This is a genomic window from Kitasatospora sp. NPDC001660 (assembly GCF_053596725.1).
The window spans coordinates 133,081-153,785 of record NZ_JBSFGU010000009.1 but is presented as its reverse complement, the minus strand read 5'-3'; the positions used below and the strand labels follow the sequence as shown (position 1 = coordinate 153,785).

16 protein-coding genes are annotated in these 20,705 nt (G+C 76.2%); 5 read left to right on the top strand and 11 right to left on the bottom strand.

The features are described from left to right. Window positions 1-8: 8 nt before the first annotated feature. Window positions 9-860, bottom strand: a complete 852-nt coding sequence (locus ACWCXH_RS13060; protein ID WP_449801483.1) for a universal stress protein — start codon at window positions 858-860, stop codon at window positions 9-11. Window positions 861-1,124: 264 nt separating this feature from the next. Here ACWCXH_RS13060 and ACWCXH_RS13055 point away from each other — a divergent pair, with 264 nt between their 5' ends. Continuing rightward, window positions 1,125-2,132, top strand: a complete 1,008-nt coding sequence (locus ACWCXH_RS13055; RefSeq protein ID WP_449801482.1) for an RNA ligase family protein — start codon at window positions 1,125-1,127, stop codon at window positions 2,130-2,132. 71 nt (window positions 2,133-2,203) lie between these two features. Here ACWCXH_RS13055 and ACWCXH_RS13050 read toward each other — a convergent pair whose 3' ends face one another. The 3 genes from ACWCXH_RS13050 to ctaD form a co-directional block, all read right to left on the bottom strand. After that, a complete protein-coding gene (locus tag ACWCXH_RS13050; protein WP_449801481.1) occupies window positions 2,204-2,890 on the bottom strand; it encodes a response regulator in 687 nt (228 codons plus the stop codon). Between the two features lie 191 nt (window positions 2,891-3,081). Further along, on the bottom strand, window positions 3,082-3,615 hold the full coding sequence (locus ACWCXH_RS13045; protein WP_449801480.1) for a hypothetical protein: 534 nt from the start codon (window positions 3,613-3,615) through the stop codon (window positions 3,082-3,084). A gap of 96 nt (window positions 3,616-3,711) precedes the next feature. Continuing rightward, entirely contained in the window at window positions 3,712-5,469 is a 1,758-nt protein-coding gene (ctaD, locus tag ACWCXH_RS13040; RefSeq protein ID WP_449801479.1) for an aa3-type cytochrome oxidase subunit I, read from the bottom strand. 522 nt (window positions 5,470-5,991) lie between these two features. On the opposite strand from ctaD, the gene ACWCXH_RS13035 reads away from it, so the two are divergent. Continuing rightward, window positions 5,992-7,869, top strand: a complete 1,878-nt coding sequence (locus ACWCXH_RS13035) for a BTAD domain-containing putative transcriptional regulator (RefSeq protein ID WP_449801478.1) — start codon at window positions 5,992-5,994, stop codon at window positions 7,867-7,869. A 17-nt stretch (window positions 7,870-7,886) separates the two neighbouring features. On the opposite strand, the gene lanKC is transcribed toward ACWCXH_RS13035, so the two are convergent. The 3 genes from lanKC to ACWCXH_RS13020 form a co-directional block, all read right to left on the bottom strand. Further along, window positions 7,887-10,406 (bottom strand): class III lanthionine synthetase LanKC, encoded by a 2,520-nt coding sequence (gene lanKC / locus ACWCXH_RS13030; protein ID WP_449801477.1) that lies wholly within the window; start codon window positions 10,404-10,406, stop codon window positions 7,887-7,889. Between the two features lie 24 nt (window positions 10,407-10,430). Beyond that, a complete protein-coding gene (locus ACWCXH_RS13025) occupies window positions 10,431-11,663 on the bottom strand; it encodes an MFS transporter (RefSeq protein ID WP_449801476.1) in 1,233 nt (410 codons plus the stop codon). Between the two features lie 95 nt (window positions 11,664-11,758). Next, the gene (locus tag ACWCXH_RS13020) at window positions 11,759-12,070 is read right to left on the bottom strand and encodes a hypothetical protein (RefSeq protein ID WP_449801475.1); all 312 of its coding nucleotides are present in this window, start codon (window positions 12,068-12,070) and stop codon (window positions 11,759-11,761) included. Between the two features lie 380 nt (window positions 12,071-12,450). On the opposite strand from ACWCXH_RS13020, the gene ACWCXH_RS13015 reads away from it, so the two are divergent. From ACWCXH_RS13015 to ACWCXH_RS13005, 3 genes are read left to right on the top strand one after another with little or no spacing between them, the layout of a single operon-like run. Then, window positions 12,451-15,564 (top strand): adenylate/guanylate cyclase domain-containing protein, encoded by a 3,114-nt coding sequence (locus ACWCXH_RS13015; RefSeq protein ID WP_449801474.1) that lies wholly within the window; start codon window positions 12,451-12,453, stop codon window positions 15,562-15,564. After that, on the top strand, window positions 15,561-16,433 hold the full coding sequence (locus tag ACWCXH_RS13010; protein WP_449801473.1) for a S8 family peptidase: 873 nt from the start codon (window positions 15,561-15,563) through the stop codon (window positions 16,431-16,433). The genes ACWCXH_RS13015 and ACWCXH_RS13010 overlap by 4 nt, the downstream gene beginning before the upstream one ends. After that, window positions 16,417-16,974 carry a GAF domain-containing protein gene (locus tag ACWCXH_RS13005; protein ID WP_449801472.1) on the top strand — a complete coding sequence of 186 codons (558 nt, stop codon included), beginning with the start codon at window positions 16,417-16,419 and terminating at the stop codon, window positions 16,972-16,974. Before ACWCXH_RS13010 ends, ACWCXH_RS13005 begins: the two co-directional genes overlap by 17 nt. A 121-nt stretch (window positions 16,975-17,095) precedes the next feature. Here ACWCXH_RS13005 and ACWCXH_RS13000 read toward each other — a convergent pair whose 3' ends face one another. The 4 genes from ACWCXH_RS13000 to ACWCXH_RS12985 all read right to left on the bottom strand — a co-directional run bounded on the left by ACWCXH_RS13000 (window position 17,096) and on the right by ACWCXH_RS12985 (window position 20,601). After that, complete coding sequence (locus tag ACWCXH_RS13000; protein ID WP_449801471.1) at window positions 17,096-18,214, bottom strand: AI-2E family transporter; 1,119 nt, start codon at window positions 18,212-18,214, stop codon at window positions 17,096-17,098. Window positions 18,215-18,299: 85 nt separating this feature from the next. Next, on the bottom strand, window positions 18,300-19,388 hold the full coding sequence (locus ACWCXH_RS12995; protein WP_449801470.1) for a winged helix DNA-binding domain-containing protein: 1,089 nt from the start codon (window positions 19,386-19,388) through the stop codon (window positions 18,300-18,302). Continuing rightward, complete coding sequence (locus ACWCXH_RS12990; protein WP_449801469.1) at window positions 19,385-20,128, bottom strand: glycerophosphodiester phosphodiesterase; 744 nt, start codon at window positions 20,126-20,128, stop codon at window positions 19,385-19,387. Before ACWCXH_RS12990 ends, ACWCXH_RS12995 begins: the two co-directional genes overlap by 4 nt. Window positions 20,129-20,184: 56 nt before the next feature. Next, entirely contained in the window at window positions 20,185-20,601 is a 417-nt protein-coding gene (locus ACWCXH_RS12985) for a TOBE domain-containing protein (protein ID WP_449801468.1), read from the bottom strand. Between the last annotated feature and the right edge of the window lie 104 nt (window positions 20,602-20,705).

Sequence of the window (20,705 nt, the reverse complement as noted above, 5' to 3'; positions counted from 1 at the left end):
CGTGCGCATCACCCGTGCGGGACGACCGCCACCGGCGCCTTGGCGTGGTGCAGCACCGCGTGCGCGACCCGGCCGAGGCGCGGGCCGAGCTCGACCCTCCGGCGCTTGCGGCCGACGACCACCAGCGCGGCGCCCGCCGAGGCCCGGACGAGCGCCCCGGCCGCGCCGAGGCGGACCTCCTCGACCACCTCGACCTCCGGGTGCCGCTCCCGCTGCCCGGCCAGGGCGAGGGAGAGCATCTTCTCCTCCATCGCCTCCAGTTGGGTGATCTCCGCCGCCTGCGGCACCCAGCCCGCGTACGCGAACACCGGCGGCAGGTCCCAGCCGTGCACGGCCCGCACCCGGGCCTTGCGCAGGGCGGCCTCCGCGAACGCGAAGCCGAGCACGTCCTCGTCCGGCTCCTGGGCGTCGACGCCGACCACGACGTCCGCCACGCCCTCCTCCCCGCGCTCGCGCACCACGACCACCGGCACGCTGCTGCGCGCGGCGACGGCCATGCCGACGGAGCCGAGCAGCAGCCCGGCGAAGCCGCCGAGCCCGCGCGAGCCGACGACGAGCAGGCCGGCGTCCTCGGCGGCGGCGATCAGTCCGTCCACGGGCGCGTCGAGCACGACGTCCGTCCGCACGTCGAGGCCGGGGTGGGCGGCGCGCAGCTCGGCCGCGGCGTCGGCGAGGACGCGTTCGGCGGCGTCCGGCAGGTGGTCGGGCTCGACGAGGGCGCTGCGGCCGTCGGTGAGCCACGGCCAGGCGTGCACCAGGCGCAGCGGGGCACCGCGGCGCTCCGCCTCCCCGGCGGCCCAGCGGGCGGCGGCAGTGCTCCCGGTCGAGCCGTCGACCCCGGCGAGTACGGGTGGTGTCATGACTGGTCCTTCCCTCGGTGGCCGTCGCCGGACGGCGGGTGTGCCGGCGTTCCGTCCGCTCGTCTCCCAGCCTCTCCGGTCGGCCCGCCCGCGCGGCAGAGGCCGCAGGACCCCCGGGGACGGGACGAAAGGCCCGCCTGACGGGGCTACCGGGCGACCCAGGGTGCCGGCGGGGCCGGCCGCGTCCGCTCCACCGCCTCCGCCACCGGCTCGTCCGGCGAATCCCCGTTGCCGGGAGGCACGCACACCGGGATGATCGCCTCCATGTCCGACTCCACGAGCTCCGAGCTGCGGCCCTACCCCAAGATCCCCGCGAAGCAGGCGCTCGCCGTGCCCGGGGTGCGGGAGTGGGTGGCGCTGGAGAAGGTGCACGGCGCGCACTTCGCGGTGGTGTGCGACGGCGACGGGGTTCGGCCGGCGAAGCGGCGCGAGGTTCTCGGGGACGACGCGCTGGACGGGTTCTTCGGGGTGAGCCGGATCTGGCCGCAGCTCGCGGTGGCGGCGGCCCGCTTCGCCTCCGCCGTGCGCGCCGACCGGGGCGCGGACGCGGTGGTGACGGTGTACGGGGAGCTGGCGGGCGGGAGTTACCCGCACCCGGACGTCCCGGCCGTGGCCGGGGTCGAGCCGGTGCAGACGGGCGTCCGGTACGCCCCGGGCCTGCACTGGCTGCCGTTCGACGCCACCGTCGAGACGGCCGAGGGCCCGTGGTGGCTGGCCGACCGCGCCGTCCGGGAAGCGGCGGAAGCGGCCGGGCTCACCTGCGTCCCCGTCCTCGGGTACGGCCCGCTGAACGTGCTCCAGGACCTTCCGTCCGCCTACCCCACCAGGCTCCCGGCGCTCCTCGGGCTGCCCGCGCTGGCGGACGACCTCGCCGAGGGCTACGTCCTCAAGCCCGCCGGCGAATGGCGGGGCACGGGCCCCCGCCCCGTCGCGAAGGTGAAGCACAGCGCCTTCGCCGAGGACGAGCGCTACGACGGCTCGCGCCCCTACCTCGCACCGCCGGAGGGCGCCGCCGGCGTGCCCGCGTGGCTGCTCGTCCAGGCCTCCGCCCTCCTCACCCCCGCCCGCGCGGCCGGCGCGGTGAGCAAGCTCGGGCCGCGCACTCCCGTGGACGCCGTCGCGGAGGAGATCCTCAAGGACGTCGCGGAGGAACTCGCCGAAGCCCTGGGCGGCCTGGACGACGACCTCGTGCACCGCCTGAAGCGCGCACTCCGGCCCGGAGCCGTCTCGCTGGCCGAGTTCGACGCCGAGGACCGCCGCACCACGCGCTGACCCTGCCCGCCGTCCGGCGGATCTCCCGGGTGCTCGCCGTCGTCCTGATCGCCTGGTGCGCGTCCTACCTGTCAGCCCCAGCTGCGGTGGTGCGGCGCCTGTGCCGCGGCGGCGGACGACTGGCGCAGCTCGGTGGCGATCAGCGCCGCCTGCACTCGCCGCTCCACGCCGAGCTTGGCGAGCAGACGGGAGACGTGGTTCTTGACGGTCTTCTCGGCGAGGTAGAGCCGTTCGCCGATCTGGCGGTTCGTCAGCCCTTCGCCGATCAGCGCCAGCACCTCGCGCTCGCGTGCCGTCAACTCCGGCCCGGGAGTGGAAGGCCGGGCGGGCTCGGCGTCGCTGCGCAGGCGGTTGAGCAGCCGGGTGGCCGCGCCCGGGTCGAGCATCGAGCGGCCGGAGGCGACGGTCCGGACGGCGGCCACCAGGTCCGTGCCGCTGATCTGCTTCAGCACGTAGCCGGCGGCGCCCGCCATCACGGCGTCCAGCAGCGCCTCCTCGTCATCGAACGAGGTGAGCATCAGGCAGGCCAGGTCGGGCATGCGGGAGCGCAGCTCACGACAGACGGACACCCCGTCGCCGTCGCCGAGCCGCACGTCGAGCACCGCCACGTCGGGCCGCAGCGCGGGCACCCGCACCAGGGCCTGCTCGGCGGTCGCCGCCTCGCCGACCACCTCCAGGTCCGGCTCGCCGTCCAACAGGTCGTGCACCCCGCGGCGCACCACCTCGTGGTCGTCCAACAGGAACACCCGAACCGGCATCGTGCGACTCCACCTTCTGCTCACCCCCACCCACGAACGGCAGGGTCCGGGACATCATCACCCGGCCGCCACGCAATCCCCAGGGCCGAACGGCCCCAGTTCGATCGTGCATCCGTTCGATCGACAGCACGCCCCTTCCCCGTTTCTCCACCGCGCCGCGGAGCGGCGCCTCGGCCCCGGGGCGCTTCCCCTCACCGCCGCAGGCGCCGTGCGCTCCCCAGCCCGATCAGCAGGAAGGCGAGCGCCAGCGCCGCCGCGCTGCCGCCCGCCACCGCCAGGCGCGGGGCGATCGCCCCGCCGCTGGACAGCAGGATGGACGCCGCCCCGAGCGAGGCGACCGCGGCGCCCACCACGAGCCAGCCGGCCAGGACGACCGCCGCCGGGCGCGGCGAGCCCGGGAGCTCGCCGGCGTCGAGAGCCGCCCACCGTGCGCTCGACTCCCGCTGCTCCTCCCGCCGGTACCAGAGCGCCCGCACCCGCAGCAGCACCCCGCCGACCAGCCCCGCGAGCGCGAGTTGGACGCCGGGGCGCCAGTCGGGCAGGGCGAGCAGCACCCCGCCGGCGAGGGCGAGCCCGGCCCACCACACCACGCAGGCCGCGGCGGCGGTCCGTGCCGATCGGGGGCGGTCGGGGCCGGCCTGGAGGTCGGCGATGGCGGGCAGGTACCAGACGCAGCCGCACGCGGTGAGGGCGGCCGTACCGAGGGCGAGGACGGTGTGGGACATGCCGGACCTTCCTAGGCGAGGACAGGAGGTGCCGTCCCCGCCCCACCGAGGGCGGAGGTGCGGGCGGGGACGGCGGTCGGGGGAGGCTCGGCGGCCTCAGGAGCGCGGCGCGTCGTACTTCGCCGGTGTCACGCCGGCCAGGTGCTTGGCCGGTTCGCCGGTGTTCTCGAGGACGTCCAGCGCCGCGATGTCCGGGTGGTGCAGGTCGAAGGCGGGCGATTCGGAGCGGATCCGGGGCAGGGTGACGAAGTTGTGCCGCGGCGGCGGGCACGAGGTGGCCCACTCCAGCGAGCGCCCGTAGCCCCAGGGGTCGTCCTCCGTGACGCGCTCGCCGTACTTGGCGGTCTTCCACACGTTGTAGAGGAACGGCAGGATGGAGAGCCCGAGCAGGAACGACCCGATCGTCGACACGGTGTTGAGCGTGGTGAAGCCGTCCGAGGCGAGGTAGTCGGCGTACCGCCGGGGCATGCCCTCGGCGCCGAGCCAGTGCTGCACCAGGAACGTCGTGTGGAAGCCGACGGTCAGGGTCCAGAAGCAGATCCGCCCGAGCCGCTCGTCGAGCTTCTTGCCGGTCATCTTGGGCCACCAGAAGTGGAAGCCCGCCATCATCGCGTACACGACGGTGCCGAACAGCGTGTAGTGGAAGTGCGCGACGACGAAGTAGGAGTCGGAGACGTGGAAGTCGATCGGCGGGGCCGCGAGCAGCACGCCGGTCAGACCGCCGAACAGGAAGGTCACCAGGAAGCCGACCGTCCACAGCATCGGCGTCTCGAAGCTCAGCGACCCCTTCCACATCGTCCCGACCCAGTTGAAGAACTTCACCCCGGTCGGGACGGCGATCAGGAAGGTCATGAACGAGAAGAACGGCAGCAGCACCTGCCCGGTGACGTACATGTGGTGCGCCCACACCGTCACCGAGAGGCCGGCGATGGCGACGGTCGCCGCGATCAGGCCCGCGTAGCCGAACATCGGCTTGCGGCTGAACACCGGGATGATCTCGGAGACGATCCCGAAGAAGGGCAGGGCGAGGATGTACACCTCGGGATGCCCGAAGAACCAGAAGAGGTGCTGCCACAGCATCGCGCCGCCGTTGGCCGGGTCGAAGACGTGTGCGCCGAACTTGCGGTCGCATTCGAGCGCGAGCAGCGCCGCCGCGAGGACGGGGAAGACGAGCAGCACGAGCACCGAGGTGAGCAGCACGTTCCAGCAGAATATGGACATCCGGAACATGGTCAGGCCGGGCGCGCGCATGCACATGATGGTGGTGATGAAGTTGACGGCGCCGAGGATGCTGCCGAAGCCGGAGAGCGTCACGCCCATGATCCACATGTCGGCGCCGACGCCCGGGGAGTGGACGGCGTCGGACAGCGGCGCGTAGAGGAACCAGCCGAAGTCGGCGGCGCCCTGCGGGGTCAGGAACCCGGCCGCGGCGATCAGCGAGCCGAACATGAACAGCCAGTAGGCGAGCATGTTCAGGCGGGGGAAGGCGACGTCCGGGGCGCCGATCTGCAGCGGCATGATCCAGTTGGCGAAGCCGGTGAACAGCGGCATCGCGAAGAGCAGCAGCATCACCGAACCGTGCATGGTGAACGCCTGGTTGAACTGCTCGTTGGAGAGGATCTGCGTTCCGGGCCGGGCGAGTTCGGCGCGCATGACCAGCGCGAGGACGCCACCGATCAGGAAGAAGCCGAACGCCGACACCAGGTACATGGAGCCGATCGTCTTGTGGTCGGTGGTGGTCAGCAGCCGGACCACGGCCGAGCCGGGCCGCCCGGCCCCGACTGCCGCTGCCCGTACGGCGGGTGGCGGCGGCTGCGGCGGCGTGGGCTCGCCCTGTGCCTCGATGGCGCTCAAGGGAGGCGCTCCTTCGGAACGTCGTGCGAATGGGATGGCGATCCATGATCGGAACACGCCACCCGCTCCCCCTAGGGCCGTTGGGCCCGGCCACCCGGGGTCCCTGGGCCCGCGTTCCGGGCCACCGCCCGGGACCTCCCGCACGGCCCGTCCGCGATCCCGACAGAGCCCCGGACCTCGGAACGCGCTCGCCCGCGCACCGACGCCCGCTCAAGAACCGCCTGAGCGCGGCCGCCTCCCACCGAGGCCTCACCGCCCGGGCCCCGCCACCGCAGCCGCTTCGCCCTCCGGAGATCCGGTCGGCTGACCTGCCTCGACAGCCCTCCCACCCGCCGTACCGGAACCCCGGCTCCCCCTTGTGGTCGAGCCGTGCAGACAAGCTGGCCGCCGACCGGCCTTCCGGTGCCCTGCGGGCGCCACCGCCCCTCCACTAGCCTGCGCCCGTACGGACCATCCCGCTGCGAAGCAAGCCACGATGCACGGTCTTCAGCACCCCGCCCCCACCCTCCCGGAGGTACGCCGATGCCCCTGGCCCAGCCCGCCGGCCCCGCCCGGCTGCGCTTCTCCGTGCTCGGCCCGCTCGCCGCCGAGGCCGCCGGCCGCCCCATCGTCCTCGGCGCCCCCAAGCAGCGGCTCGTGCTGGCCGTCCTGCTGAGCCGCGCCAACACGGCCGTCCCGGTCGACCTGCTCACCGAGGCGGTCTGGCCGGACGAACCGCCGCGCACGGCCCGCAAGAACCTCCAGGTCTACATCAGCACCCTGCGCACCCTGCTGGGCCGCGACGACGGCCCCGACCGGCTCGTCCACTCGGCCGGCGGCTACCTGCTGCGCGTCGCCGAACCCGAGCTCGACGTCCTGCGCTTCCGCGCCCTCGCCCGGGCCGGCCGGGCCGCCGCCGACAGCGGCGCGCTCGCCCCGGCGGCCCGGCTGCTGCGCCAGGCCCTCGACCTGTGGCAGGGCCCGCCGCTCGCCGACCTGCGCTGCTCCCCCGCTGTCGAGGCCGAGGCCGGGCGGCTGGAGGCGCGCTGCCTCGGCGTCCACGAGGACTGGGCGGAGACGGAGCTGGAACTCGGCAACGCCGCCGCCGTCGCCGAGGAACTGGCCGACCTCGCCGAGCGGCACCCGCTGCGCGAGCGCCTCCAGGCCGCCCGGATGAACGCCCTGCACCTGTCCGGCCGCCAGGCCGAGGCGCTCGCCGTCTACGACCACCACCGGCAGCTGCTCGCACGGGAGTTGGGCCTCGAACCGAGCCCTGCCCTGACCACCCTCTACCGCCGCCTGCTCGCCACCGGCCGCGCCCGCCCGGCCGGTGCCAGAACCGCCGCCCCCACCGGCTCCGGAACGTCGCTGCTGCCCGCCGACACCGCCGACTTCACCGGGCGCACCGGCGAACTCCACGGCCTGCTGGACGCGTTGGGCGGCGACGGCGGACGCGTCGCGGTGCTCTCCGGCCCGGCCGGCGCCGGCAAGACCGCGCTCGCCGTACACGCCGCCCACCTGCTCGCCGACCGCTTCCCGGACGGCCGTCTGCTCGTCCGCCTGCGCACCCCGGACGGCACCCCGCGCCCGCTCGCCGACGTCCTCGCCGAACTCGGCGCCCTCACCGGCCGCTCCGGCCCCGACCACCTCGACCACGGTCCCGGCACCGGTCCCGGCCACGGCCACGGTCACGGCCTCGCCAACCCCGCCCGGGCCGCCGCCCTGTGGCGCGCCTCGCTGGCCGGCCGCAGGATGCTGCTGATCCTCGACGACGCCCCCAACGAGGCCGTCGTCCGCGAGCTCGCACCCGACTTCGGGCCGAGCGCCACCGTCGTCACCTCGCGCAGCCAGCTCGCCGGACTCGCCTCGGTGCACCGCTTCACCGTGCCGTCCTTCGCCCCGGCCGAGGCCCTCGACCTGCTCGGCCGCATCGTCGGACCCGGCCGGATCGGCACCGACCGCGCGGCCGCCGCCCGGATCGTCGAGGCCTGCGGCCTGCTGCCGCTCGCCGTCCGGGTCAGCGGCACCCGGCTGGCCGTGCTGCGCCACCTCCCGCTCGCCGAGTACGCGGCCCGCCTCGCCGACCCGGCCGGCGCCCTCGACGAGCTCGTCGCCGGGGACGTCGCCGTCCGCGCGCGCCTCGACTCCGGCTGGCGCGACCTCACCGACCAGGGCCGCCTCGCCCTCGGCCGGCTCGCCGCGCTCCCGCTGTCCCTGCTCTTCACCCTCCCCGAGGCCGCCACCGCCCTCGGCCGCCCCGAACGCGTCGCGCTGCGCACGCTGGAGGCGCTCGCCGACACGGGCGCCGTGACGACCCCGACGGGCGAAGTGACCGCCCACGCCGCCCTGTACGGCCTGCCGCGCCTCACCCACCTCCACGCCCGCGAGCGCACCGGCGCCCCGGACGCGGAAGTGCCGTGACCGCCTCCCGCAGACGATCACCCCACGGTCAACGCGTCCAACAGCCCCTTGCCGCCGACCTCGTGCAGCGCCAGCAGCACCCCCGCCGCCCCCGTGTGGAGGTCCGCCGAGAAGCGCCGCAGCCGCATCCCCGGCACGAGCAGCCCCTCCGGCCGTGCCACCAGGTGCCACTCCAGGTGCCGCACCTGCCCGAGCACCGCCTCCCGCACGGCCGCCCCGCCCAGCGCGTCCAGCGCCAGCAGCAGCCCCGCACGCCCCCGGAACAGCCCCGGCTCCCGGACGAACCCGGGCGCGCACACCCGCCGGACGTCCGCCAGGAACCCGTCCCAGCCCTCGTCCCCGAGCGCCCCGCACTCCTGGTACTCCCGCGCGACGAGCGCGATCCCGCTGCTCCCCCGGTCGACGTACGCGAGGTGCCGCCCGCCGTCGAGCACCTGCACCGACCCGTCCGGCACCGTGACGCACCGCGTCCCGGCCCGCGCCAGCGCCGCCCGCCCGGACGCCAACAGCCAGTCCTCGCCCGTCCGTTGGTACAGCCTCAGCTGCACGAAGGCGATGCCCGCCCAGCCGTACAGCAGCCCGGCCCCGGTCGGCGCCGCCAGCCCCGGCACGTACTCGCCCCGCACCACCGCCGCCAGCGCCCGCCCGTCCTCGACGGCGTCCGCCAACTCCCGTGCGCCGCCCAGCGCGTCCGCGAGCCGCAGCCGGGCGAGCGCCGCCCCGGCCCGCCCACCGAACAGCGCGACGGTCGGCGCCGGCTCCTGCCCGCGCACCCGCTCGACGACCTCGGCGGCCGCCTCCGCCCGCCCGACCCGCGCGAGCACCGCCGCCGCGCCGAGCGGCCCGTCGAACAGCCCGCCGCCCCGCGGCCGCCCGACCCGGCGCAGCGCCGCGACCAGCCAGTCCGCGTAGTCGTCGGGACAAGGGGCGCCAACCCGGTGCAGCGCGTACAGCACCCCGGCCGCGCCGTGCGCGAAGCCCGTCCCGCCGTCCGCGAAGCCGGCCGGGTCGCCGGGGAAGAGCCGGTCCGGGCGGTCCGGCGTCGCGCCGGCGTGGATCCCGGCGATCAGCTCCCGCACCGCGCCGCCCGGATCGGGCCCCGAGAACAGCTCACGCGCCCGCCCGGACGCCGTCACAGCCGCACCGGGCCGCACCGGCCCGGCCTGCGCCCCGAGCCCGAACCACTCCCGCGCCCGCCGCTCCAGCCCGGCGAGCTTGCCCGGGTCCAGGTCGGCGAGCTCCGTCAACGGCATCAGCATGAACAGCCACGTGGCCCACAGCATGTACCGGTCGGCGTCGGCCCCGCCCAGCCCGGCGGGCGCGTGCAGCCCGCCGGCCCCGGCCCGCGGCACGCGCGAACTCCCCAGCTCGTCGGCGTACTCGAAGTCGACGAGCACCACCGAGCCGTCCGGCCGCAGCACGACGTTCGCCGGGTGCAGGTCGCCGAACCGCACGCCGCGCTCGTGCAGCGCGTCGAGCGCCTTCTCCAGCCCGGCCACCACGCCGTCCACCCACGCCGCGTACGCCGCCCGCTCCCCGGGGCCGCAGTCCTGGTGCACCAGCGGGTAGCGCCGGATCACCTCGCCGAACAACTGGACACCCTCGACGTGCTCCTGCACCAGGAACGTGTGCTCCCACACCTCCCGGACCTCGCGCAGCCGGGGCACGCAGTCCAGCCCGGCCAGCCGCTCCAGCGCCCACTGCTCGCGCCGCAGCCGGGCGACGGCGTCGTCCCCGGCCGCGTCCAGCCCGGCGTGCGGACGGGCCTCGCGCAGCACCACGCGCTCACCGGTCTCCCGGTGCTCGGCCAGGTAGATCCCGCCGGCGTTGGAGAACTGGAGCACCTCCCGGACGGCGTACGGGAACGCGCCCCCGGCCGCCTCCCGCGCCGCCAGGTGCGGGCGCAGTTCCTCGGGCACCGCGACCCACGCGGGCACGCGGAACACCGGGTCGCGCCGGTCCGGCACCAGCTCGCCGGAGGGGTCGCGCAGCGCGGGGACGGCCCGCCCGCTCCCGTCGCGGCACCAGAGCTCGACGAACGCGCCGTAGCGCGCGAACACGGGCGCCGTGCCGATCCGCAGGTCGGTGAGCACGTACGGCCCGCGCCGCCCGTCCAGCAGCTCGGCCAACTCCTCTACGAGCGCGATGAATTCGTCGTCATCGCGGGGATACACCGTGACGAACTTCCCGCTGCTCCCCCGTCCCATGTACTTTCCGGAGACGACCAGGAGCGCGTCCGCACTGCGCAGGAACTTGAACGCCACCCGGCGCTCCAGGCAGACCCGCGCCACGTCGGCGAGTGTCGCCTCCGCCTCTTCCGGCACCGCCGACACGTGGATCTTCCAGCCCTGCTCCGGCAGCCGCCCGCCCTCGGGGCGCAGCGCCGTCCAGAGCCCGCGCTCCTCCCGGCGCCACCCGGCGGGCGGCGCGCCGACCGCGAGCCGGTAGCGGGTGGCGCGGTCGCGCAGGCGCCCGGGGGTGTCGTAGTACGTCCGGTCGGCGAGGCAGTACAGCTGGGTCTCCTGGACGCCGGCCACGGCGCAGCTCCTTCGTCGGATACGTCAGGCGGGAGTTCGAGGACAGGCCCCGGGTTCCGGCCCGCGGCGTACCGGCGGCGCCCAGGTCACCACGGCCGCGCAGAGCGCGATGGCGAGCGCCAGCACCGCGAAGGCGCGGGTGCCGCCGAGCGCGCCGAGCAGGGCGCCGCCGGCCGGCGGGCCGAAGGGCTGGACGAGGGTGGAGAGGAAGCCGGCCGCACTCTGCACCCGGCCGATCCGGTCCCGCGGCGCGGCGAGCAGCATGCCGGAGACGAAGCCGATGCTGGCGACGGTGGACAGGCACATGCAGGCCGCGCAGAGCAGGCCGATCAGCGCCGGCGCCCGCGTGACGACCAGCACCCCGGCGGTCAGCGCGGCGGCCCAGCAGCTGACCGCGACCAGGCTGCCGTCCCGTGCCCGCCCGTCCAGCCGCGGGGCGAGCAGCGCCCCGGCGAAGGACCCGGCCGCGGTGAACGAGACCACCGTGCCGCCGCCGAGGCCCGAGCGGCCACCGTCGGAGGCGACGGCGAGCGTGGTGAACATCAGCGCGCTGAACGCGAAGTTCATCCCCAGCCCGAAGACGAGCAGCAGCGTGCGCAGGTACGGCCGGCGCCAGATGAAGACGAGCCCGACGGTCAACTCGCCCCGGCTGAAGGGTGATCCGGCCTTCGCCTCCGGGCGGGACCTGGTCCGCATGAGCGCCACGCAGACGGTCGACAGCAGCAGCCCGACACCCTCCGCGACGAACGGCAGCACCGGGTGCCAGGCGAACAGCGCGCCGCCGACGAGCGGCCCGACCAGCCGGGCGGCGGCCCCGCGCGCCTGCATCCGGGAGGAGGCGGCGCGGGCCTGCTCGGGCGGGACGACCGCGCGCAACAGACCGCCGGCGGCGGGCCCGTACGTGCTGGAGATGAGCGCCCCGGCGGCGGCGACGAGCAGCACCAGCGACAGCGGGGTGTGCCCGCGCAGGACGGCGAGCACCAGGGCGGTGACGGCGAGCAGGCTGCCGACGTCGCACAGCCGCATCAGCCGGCGCCGCTCGATCCGGTCGGCGAGCACGCCGCCGGGCAGCATGCTCAGCAGCAGCGCGCCGATGGACACGGTGCCGATCGCGCCCGCCCGCGCGGCCGAGCCGGTCTCCCGCAGCACGAGCAACGGCAGTGCGATCGAGGCGAGTTGGGCGCCGAGCGAGGCCAGCAGGCCGCCGATCCAGAGTAGCCGGAAGTCGCGGTTGCCGGCGAGTGACGTGGGCTCCATGGCCGTCCTCCGGGGCGCGGTGGTTCGGGTTCCCGGCCCGGCCGGGGGCGGTGGTGCGCCCGCCCCCGCCTCGGGCGCCGCCGGGCTCCGCGCGGTCAGGCGGAGGTCTCGGCGCCGTGCACGTAGCTGATCAGGCTGAAGCAGGACCCGTCGGAGGCCTCGTGCAGCATCTTCATCGCCTGGAGGTCCAGGACGTTGGCGGCGTGCGCCTCGACCTCGGCGCCCTCGGCCCCGTCCGCGCCGTCGACGCCCTCGGCCCGATCAGCGCCCCGGGCACCGCCCCAACCGTCCTCTCCGTGCGCCTCGACCTCGGCGCCGCCGGCCCAGTCGGCGCCCTCGGACCAGTCGGCACCCTTGGCGCCGTCCCAGCCGTCCTCGCCGACAACCGGCTCGATGTTCTCGGCCATGGCCGATCCCCTCTCTCGGAACGAGTACCTTGTCCGGCGGCCGGTTCACCGCCGTGCCACCGACGGTAGGCACCCGCACCTGGGGCCTGCCTGGGAAGCGGCATGCGACCGGTATGGCCGCAGCCCGGCGCCCCGCCGCCGGCCCCTGCGGCCCCTCGCGCACGCCCGCCGCACCACCCGTGCCCCTTCCCACCTGCGGCCATACCGCCCGCAAGGCGCCCCCGAACCGGGCCCGAAGCCCCGCCCGAAAGCCTGAGCGTGCACCCGTTCCCGCACCCGGCCCGGCCCCGCACCGCGGGCGGCCGACCGGCCGGCCGGCCGCGAAACCAGTCGCGACGGACCGACGAGGACCAGCGACGGACCAGCGAAGGACTGCCACCATGCCCTGCCCACTCTGCGCCCAACTCGCCACCACCAACGACCAGTTCTGCCCCTCCTGCGGCACCCCGCGGGCCGCCGCCCTCGACCTGGCCGGTGAGGAGCGCAAGCTGGTCACGGTGGTCTTCTGCGACCTGGTCGACTCCACCGCCCTCTCCGGCGCCCTCGACCCGGAGACGCTGCGCGAGGTGATCCTGCGCTACTTCGACCAGATGCACCGCCAGATCGAGGCGCACGGCGGCACCGTGGAGAAGTTCATCGGCGACGCGGTGATGGCCGTCTTCGGCGTCCCGGTGATCCGCGAGGACGACGCCCACCGGGCGCTGGCCGCCGCGCTCGCCATGCTGGAGGACCTGGCGGACCTCAACACCGAGCTGGACGCCACCCTCGGCGTCCGCCTGGACGTCCGGATCGGCGTCAACACCGGCCAGGTGGTGGCCGGTTCGGACGCCTCCGCGCGCCAGGCGCTGATCTCCGGGGAGACCGTCAACATCGCCGCCCGGCTGCAGACCCGGGCCGCTCCCGGGCAGGTGCTGATCGGCCCGCAGACGCTGCGCGCGGCCGGCCCGGCCGCCCAGGTGCACGAGGTCGGCCCGCTCCGGCTCAAGGGCAGGGCCGAGCCGGTCACCGCCTACCGCCTGGTCGGTCTGGACGAGGACGACCCGGAACTGCTGCGCCGCTTCGACGTCCCACTGGTCGGCCGCACCCGCGAACTCGCCCGTCTCGACTCGGCGTTGGCCCGGGTGGCCGGCGGCGAGGGCGCCGAGCTGCTGGTGGTGCACGGCGAGGCCGGGATCGGCAAGACCCGCCTGGTGCGCGAGTGGGTGGAGCGGACGGGCCAGCGCACCGCCCGCTGCGGCACCGGCCGCTGCCGCAGCTACGGCGAGCGGAGCACGCTGGCCCCGCTCGCGGAGGCGGTCCGCGCCCTGCTGGACGAGCCGGGGGCCGACGCGCCCGCCGAGTCGCTCGCCCGGCTGGACGACGCCACCGCCGCCGGGCTCGGCACCGAGCAGGCCTGCGCCCGCCTCGCCGCGATCCTGCGCGGCCGCACCGTCGAGCGCCCGGCCGTGCTCGTCCTGGACGACTGCCAGTGGGCCGGCCCGGCCCTGCTGGACGCCGCCGAACGGCTCGTCGCCGCGCTCGGCCCGGCGCCGGTCCTGCTGCTCTGCCTGGCCCGCCCCGAACTCCCGGCCTCCCGGCCCGAGTTGCCCGACCTGGCGCTCGGCGGCCTGTCCTGGGACGAATCCGCGCTGCTGGCCGCCCAGTTGACCGAGCTCACCGCCCACCAGGACACCGTCCCCACCCGGCTGCTGGAACGCGCCGAGGGCAACCCGCTGCACCTGGAGGAGCTGCTGGCCGCCCTCACCGAGGCCGAGGGCCCCGCCCTCACCGACGAACTCCCGCCCACCGGGCGGGCTCTGCTCAGCGCCCAGATCGCCGACCTGGACCGCGACGAGCGCACCACACTGGACCTCGGCGCCGTCCTCGGCCGCGCCTTCACCGCCGCCGAACTCGCCGAACTCGCCCGCGGCGGCGCCGACCAGGACGCCTTCGCCGACCCCGAGGACGACGTCTTCACCGGCCCGATCGACGGCCTGCCCGGCCTGCCCGCCGACGGCGAGGACACCCCGCCCCGGCTGCACGCCGCACTCGCCCGCCTCGCCGAGCGCCGCCTGGTCGAACCGGCCGACGGCGGCTACCGCTTCGGCAGCGGCCTCGTCCAGGAGTCGGTCTACCAGTCGATGTCCAAGCGGGCCCGCGCCGAGCGCCACGAGCGCGCCGCCGACCTGCCCGGCGTCCGCGCCGCGGGCGACGCCGCCGTCGGCGGCCACCTGGAGTGCGCCCACCGCTTCCGGCTCGAACTCGGCCTGCTCGACGCCCGCACCGACACCCTGCGCACCCGGGCCGCCGCCACGCTCGGCGCCGCGGGCGCCCGCGCCCTCGACCGGGCCGACCTCGCCGCCGCCACCGACCTGCTGGAGCGCTCCGTCCGGCTGCACTACCCGAACGAGCGCACCGCGGGCCCGGTGCTGCGCCGCCTCGGCGAGGCCCGCCTCGCCACCGGCCGCGCCGACGAGGCGCTGCCCGTCCTGGCCCAGGTCCGCGACTGCGCCGCCGATCCGCTGGACGCCGCCCACGCCCGACTCACCCTGGCCGCCCGCGGCCTGCCGTCCGGCCCGGACCAGCCGGCCGCCACCGCCCGCGCCGTCCTGCCCGCCTTCACCGAGGCGGGCGACCACCTCGGCCAAGCCCGCGCCCTGCTGCGGCTCGCCGAGGAGCGCCTGCTGGCCGGCCGGGCCGGCTCCGCCGAGCAGCTGCTCGACGAGGCCCTCGGCCACGTCTCCCGCACCGGCGCCGAGCTGGACCGCGCCGCCGTCCTCGGCGCCCTGGCGGCCGCCCTGCTGGCCGGCCCGGAGCCCGCCCCGAACGGCGTCTTCCGGCTGCGCGCCCTGCTCTTCGAGCACGGCACCGGCCGCCGGAGCGTCCGGGTCGCGCTGGGCGGCCCGCTCGCCGTCCTGCTGGCCATGCGCGACCGGCCCGGCGAGGCCGAGCTCCTGCTGGCCGAGGCCAACGGCCTGGCGGGCGAGCTCTCGCTGGCCGACGCGACGGTCTCGCTGCCCGCCCTGACGGCCCGGGCCGCCGCGGCCACCGGCCAGCGCGCCCAGGCCCTCGACCTGCTCGCCGATGCCGCCGAGGCGGCCCGCCGCCTCGGCACTCCCGGCGCACTGCCGCGCCTGGCGCTCGACACCGCGCGCCTCCTCCTGGACACCGAGCGCCCGGTGCCGGCCGCCCGCCACCTCGACGGCCTCGACGACACGGTCCCGCTGCCGCCCGTCCTCGCGATCGAGCGGGACGCGCTGCGCGGCCGGCTCGCCGCCATCCGCGGCGAACGCGGCCCCGCGCTCGACCTGACCGCGGCCGCCGTCCGCGCCGCCGAGACCACCGACTCCCCGCTCCTCCAGGCCGACACCGCACTCGACCGCGCCCACGCCCTGCTGCTGCTCGACCGGCCCGCCGAGGCCGCCGTCGCCGCGGCCACCGCGCGGGACCGTTTCGCCGCCAAGGGCCACCAGCCGGGCGTCCGGCGGGCCGAGCGCCTCGGCGGTGCGCGGTGAGCGCCGCGGGCCTCACCTGGAGCCTGCGCGGCCGGGGCGCCGCCGACCTCCCGGTCCTCGCCGACCCGGGCACCCCCGCCGCCACCGAGGCCGAGTCCGGTCCCGACGGGTACGGCGGCACCGGCAAGGGCGTGCGCGTGTGCGTCGTCGACTCCGGTGTCGAGCCCGACCACCCCCTGGTCGGCCCGCTGAACGGCTCCTGGATGGTCGTCAGGGACCCGGCCACCCGCGAGCTCGCCGTCCGCCCCGACCGCACCGGGGACACCTGCGGCCACGGCACCGCGTGCGCCGGCATCATCCGCCGCACCGCCCCGGACTGCGAGCTCTACAGCGTCCGCGTGCTCGGCGAACGCTTCACCGGCACCGGCGACATGCTGCTCACCGGCCTGCGCTGGGCCGTCGAACAGGGCTTCGACGTCATCAACCTCAGCCTCTCCACCACCCGGACCCGCTTCCTGGAGGAGCTGCACTCCCTCGCCGACGACGCCTACTTCGCCCGCACCGCGATCGTCGCCTCAGCCCACAACACCCCCGTGGAGAGCTTCCCCTGGCGGTTCTCCTCGGTCATCTCGGTCGGCAGCCACCAGGAGGACGAGCCGGCCCGGCACCTGTACAACCCGGCGCCGCCGGTCGAGTTCTTCGCCCCCGGCCAGAACGTCCGGGTGCCGTGGCTCGGCGGCGCGACCATCCGCACCACCGGCAACAGCTTCGCCACCCCGTACGTCGCCGGGCTGTGCGCCCGGCTGCTGTCCCGGCACCCGCGGCTGACCACCTTCCAGCTGAAGAACGCGCTCTACCTCACCGCGGCCAACGTCCGGCCCGTCCCGTCCACCCCCACCACGGAGGCGCCCGATGACACTCAGCACTGACCCCGCCGTCGACCCGCTCGCCCGCGAGCTGCTGCAGTCCGTGGTGGACGTGGCCCGCGCGATCTTCGGCGCCGAGGCCGGCTCGGTCTGCCTGCTCGACGAGGCGGCCGGCGAGCTGGTGTTCCAGGCCGTCTCCGGCCGCGGCGAGGAGTCCCTGGTGGGCCGCCGCTTCCCGGCCGGCGCGGGGATCGCGGGCTGGGTGGCCGCCTCCGGCGAGCCGATGGTGGTCGACGACCTGGCCGCCGACCGGACCTTCGACCGGGCCTTCGCCGAGTCCACCGCCTACGTCCCGAACGCGCTGATGGCGGCCCCGCTCACGCACGGCAGCCGGGTGCTCGGCGTCCTGGAGGTGCTCGACCCGGCCCCGCAGGCCCGCGCGAGCCTGCCCGAGCTGGACCTCCTCGCCCTGTTCGCCCGCCAGGCCGCCGCCGCCCTGCGCGTGCTCACCGAACGCGCCCCGGCCCCGGTGCCCGCCCCGGACCGCACCGCCGCCCTCGGCCTGCTCGCCGACCTGGAGGACCTGCTGCGCCGTCAGCCTTGAACGTTCGGCCGCCGCATGCGCGGTTGGTACACGGTGGGGTGGATGACCTCGACACCGCCTTCCGCACCGCCGCCTTCCTCCGTGCCGCCGAGCACGTCCTGCGCACCGGACGGCCCACCGCCTACTGCTGCGCGGCGTCCCCGACCCCCTCGCGACGGGCCGCACGTGGGCCGGGAACGCCGCGCAGGACGGAGACGACGCCCGCGCCCGCCGCGCAGAGCGGGACGGCGAGCAGCGCGCCGAGGATGCCGGCGACCCCGGAGCCGGCCACCACCGCGACCATGATGGTGGCCGGGTGCAGCTCCACCGTCCGGCTCTGGATGACGGGTTGGAGGATGTTGCCCTCGATCATCTGCACCGCGAGCACCACCCCGAGCGCCCACACCGCCGTCCCGAGCCCACCGTCCGCGAGCGCGACCAGCACCGCCACCGTCCCGGACAGGAACGCCCCGACGAACGGGATGTAGGCGCCCATGAACACCAGCGCACCCAGCCCCGGCGCCCCGGGCACCCCCAGGGCCACCAGGCCGATCGTGATGAAGCCCGCGTCGATCAGCGCGATCAGCGTCGTGCCGCGCATGAAGCCCGCCATCGCGTCGAACGCCCGCTCCGCACAGGCGATCAGGGTCTCGCCGCCCCGCCCCGGCAGGTAGGAGCGGATCGCGTCACCGGTGCGGTGGCCGTCGCGGAGGAAGAAGAACACCAGGGCCAGCGCCAGCACTCCGCCGGTGAGCAGCTGGGTGAGCAGCCCGAGCCCGGAGAGCACCCCGCTGGTGAGGGTGGACACGAACGAATTCGTCTCGCCCTTCGCGTTGTTGAGCGCGTGCCGGATCTTCTCGCCGAACGGCCCGAGCCAGTCCGCGATCCGCTGTCCGGCATGTTCGAGCGACGACGCGATCTGCGGAGCGCTGTGCACCAGCGAGTTGACCAGCAGCGCGATCACCCCGCCCACGGCGGCGACCAGCACGACGCAGGTCAGCCCGGCCGCCAGGCTGCGCCCGACGCCGTGCCGGACCATCCACGGCACGGCCGGGTACAGCAGCGAGGCCCCGAGCAGCGCCAGCACGAACGGCACGGTGGCCGCCCGCAGCTCGACCAGCGCGAAGACCACCAGCGAGGCGACGGCGATCAGCAGGATGACCGCTGCCGCCCACGCCGCCGCCCGCCGCACCGGCGGCGGCAGCATCAGGTACGGCCTGCGGCGGTCCGGCGCACCGCCGGACGGGGGCTCCACGGACACGGGACCTCCGGATCGTCACATGGGCGCGAACCGACCCATCCCATCAGACGGTCAGGAAATTCGCCCGTTTTGTGCCCGCCATCCGCTACTCGGTCTCCTCGAAGCGGACGGACCCGGCGCCGCCCGCGAAGGCCACCACCCGCTCGGCCTCGGCCTCCGCGGCCAGCCGGTCGGCACGGCGAAGCGGCGCGAACGGGCGGACGACGACGTCCTGCCGGTCCGTCATCAGCTGCCACGTCCCGGCGACCGCGCCGTCCACCAGGAGGGTGGGGTGCACGAGCCCGTTCTGCGTCATGACCCGGCCCCGGTGTTCCTCGGGCAGCACCCGGGTGCGGTCGGCGTGGGAGAGCAGCAGGTTGTCGAAGGGCGCGAGCAGGCGGACGGGCGCCGGCGTGGCCGGGTCCGGCCGGGGCGCGTCGGGCAGGTCGTAAAGCACGCGGCCCTGCTCGTCCCGGGCGGTCCACAGCTGCGGCGCGAGCCGCTTGAGCACCGGCCCGAGCCGGCTCAGCCCGCACCACTTCTGCAGGTCGGCGGCGGTGGCGGGGCCGAAGGCGGCGAGGTAGCGCAGGGCGAGGCGGTCGAGCGAGGGCGCGGGGTCGAGCGGGCGCCCGAGCCAGGCCTCCGCGGTGGTGTGGGCGGCGGCGCCGCTCCGGCCCCAGACCCCGCGCGGCGGCACCTGGACGAGCGGCAGCACGCAGCGGGCGGCCTGGGCGAGCGCGGCCGGGTCGCGGTCCGGGCGGGTGGCGGCGAGCAGCCGGCCGAGCTCCTGGAAGGTGCGCGGCCGCTCCTCGACCAGGTCCCTGGCCTCGGCGCCGAGCGCGGCGAGGTCCACTCCGGCCAGCCGCTTGCCGTAGGTGGCGCGCAGGGCCTGGTCGAGCACCGGCTGCAGGAGCGGGCGCAGCGTCAGGCAGTCGTCGGCGGTGACGAGGTGGATCGTGCCGCGCTGGAGCGCGATCCGCACCACCGCACGGTCCTCGATCAGCGCGGTGAGCTGCTCGGTCGCGAAGCCGTCGATCCGCGAGAGGAGCCCGAGGTAGGGCGGCTGCGGAGCGGCCTGGGCCTGGAGCCCGCCGAGGTGGTGGACCATCGCGGCGGGCGCCGGGCCGGTGCGGTCGAGCAGGTGCTGTCGGGCCAGCAGCGCGCGGCCGAGCACTCCGCGTCCGAGGACCGTCACCGGCGGCCGTCCAGCACCGAGCGCAGGACGTCGATCCGGTTGGTGGTGATCGAGTCGACGCCCGCGTCGCGCAGTCGGCGCATGGTGCGGCGCAGGTCGGCGGTCCAGGTGGAGACGGCCAGTCCGGCGTCCCGCGCGGCGGCGGTGAACTCGGGGGTGACCAGGCCGAACGGAGGGTTGAGGTAGCGCGGGCGCAGGTCGTCGAGCAGGGCGCGGACGGGCAGCCGGGGCTGCTTCCAGGTGAGTGCGAGCTCGGCGTCGGGGGCGATGGCGCGCACGGCGAGCATCGCGGTGGCGGGGCCGCAGAAGGCGACGAGCCGTTCGGCGCCGAGGCCGGTGACGACGGACCAGGTGGCGGCGGCCGGCCCGGGCTCGTCGAGGTCGACGAGCAGCCGGCGGCCCTCGGGCGCGGCGGCGACGGCCTTGATCGCCTCGGCGAGCGTCGGCACCGCGAGGGCGCCTTGGCGCAGCTCGTCGAGCTGCTCGACGGTGACGCGCCCGATGTCCCTGGGGTCGCCCCAGAGGCGTTCCAGGGTGCGGTCGTGGAGGAGGACGGGCACCTTGTCCCGGGTGAGCTGGACGTCCACCTCGACGGCGTCGGCGCCGCGGGCGAGCGCGGACTCGACGGAGGGGAGGGTGTTCTCGCGGAAGCGGTACGGGTCGCCGCGGTGGGCGACGGCGAGGACCGGCCGGTGGTCGGCGGGCGTGCGGTCGGCGGGCGGCAGGTGCGGGTGGGACATCCCGGGCGGGGCCTCTCGTTCGATTCGAGTCGTACTGCGGCTCTGCGGCAAACGGTTCAGCGGCGTTCGATCATCACGTTGGTCGACTTGATGACGGCCGTGGCGGGCGCTCCGGGTACCAGGTTCAGTTCCTCCGCCGACTCCCGGCTGATCAGCGACACCACCCGGAACGGCCCGGCCTGCACCTCCACCTGGGCGGCCACGTCGCCGAGCACGACGCCGGTGACGATCCCGGGGAAGCGGTTGCGGGCGGAGGACGGCCGGCCCTCCGCCTCGGCGTTCTCCGGCCGGGCCAACTCGCGGGCGAAGGCGGCCAGTTCGGCGCCGGGGATGATCCGGTGGCCGTGCTCGTCCCGCTCGGCGGCGACCCGCCCGGCGTCCACCCAGCGCCGCATGGTGTCGGCGCTGACGCCGAGCAGCGCCGCGGCCTCGCCGATGCGGTACGGGTTGACCGGCACGTCGGGCTGGCCCATGTGCGACTCCTGATGGTGGTTCGGGAACGGTCGGGCGCGCGGGGCGCCGTCGCCGTCATCCTGCCGTACCGGGGACCCGGCCCGCGAAGCGGCGCGGGTCCGGC

Excerpts from the sequence above, each read along its gene's own strand:
- ACWCXH_RS13060 (WP_449801483.1), bottom strand. The coding sequence starts at position 860 with ATGACACCACCCGTACTCGCCGGGGTCGACGGCTCGACCGGGAGCACT.
- ACWCXH_RS13055 (WP_449801482.1), top strand. The coding sequence starts at position 1,125 with ATGTCCGACTCCACGAGCTCCGAGCTGCGGCCCTACCCCAAGATCCCC.
- ACWCXH_RS13050 (WP_449801481.1), bottom strand. The coding sequence starts at position 2,890 with ATGCCGGTTCGGGTGTTCCTGTTGGACGACCACGAGGTGGTGCGCCGC.
- ACWCXH_RS13045 (WP_449801480.1), bottom strand. The coding sequence starts at position 3,615 with ATGTCCCACACCGTCCTCGCCCTCGGTACGGCCGCCCTCACCGCGTGC.
- ACWCXH_RS13035 (WP_449801478.1), top strand. The coding sequence starts at position 5,992 with ATGCCCCTGGCCCAGCCCGCCGGCCCCGCCCGGCTGCGCTTCTCCGTG.
- ACWCXH_RS13025 (WP_449801476.1), bottom strand. The coding sequence starts at position 11,663 with ATGGAGCCCACGTCACTCGCCGGCAACCGCGACTTCCGGCTACTCTGG.
- ACWCXH_RS13020 (WP_449801475.1), bottom strand. The coding sequence starts at position 12,070 with ATGGCCGAGAACATCGAGCCGGTTGTCGGCGAGGACGGCTGGGACGGC.
- ACWCXH_RS13015 (WP_449801474.1), top strand. The coding sequence starts at position 12,451 with ATGCCCTGCCCACTCTGCGCCCAACTCGCCACCACCAACGACCAGTTC.
- ACWCXH_RS13005 (WP_449801472.1), top strand. The coding sequence starts at position 16,417 with ATGACACTCAGCACTGACCCCGCCGTCGACCCGCTCGCCCGCGAGCTG.
- ACWCXH_RS12990 (WP_449801469.1), bottom strand. The coding sequence starts at position 20,128 with ATGTCCCACCCGCACCTGCCGCCCGCCGACCGCACGCCCGCCGACCAC.
- ACWCXH_RS12985 (WP_449801468.1), bottom strand. The coding sequence starts at position 20,601 with ATGGGCCAGCCCGACGTGCCGGTCAACCCGTACCGCATCGGCGAGGCC.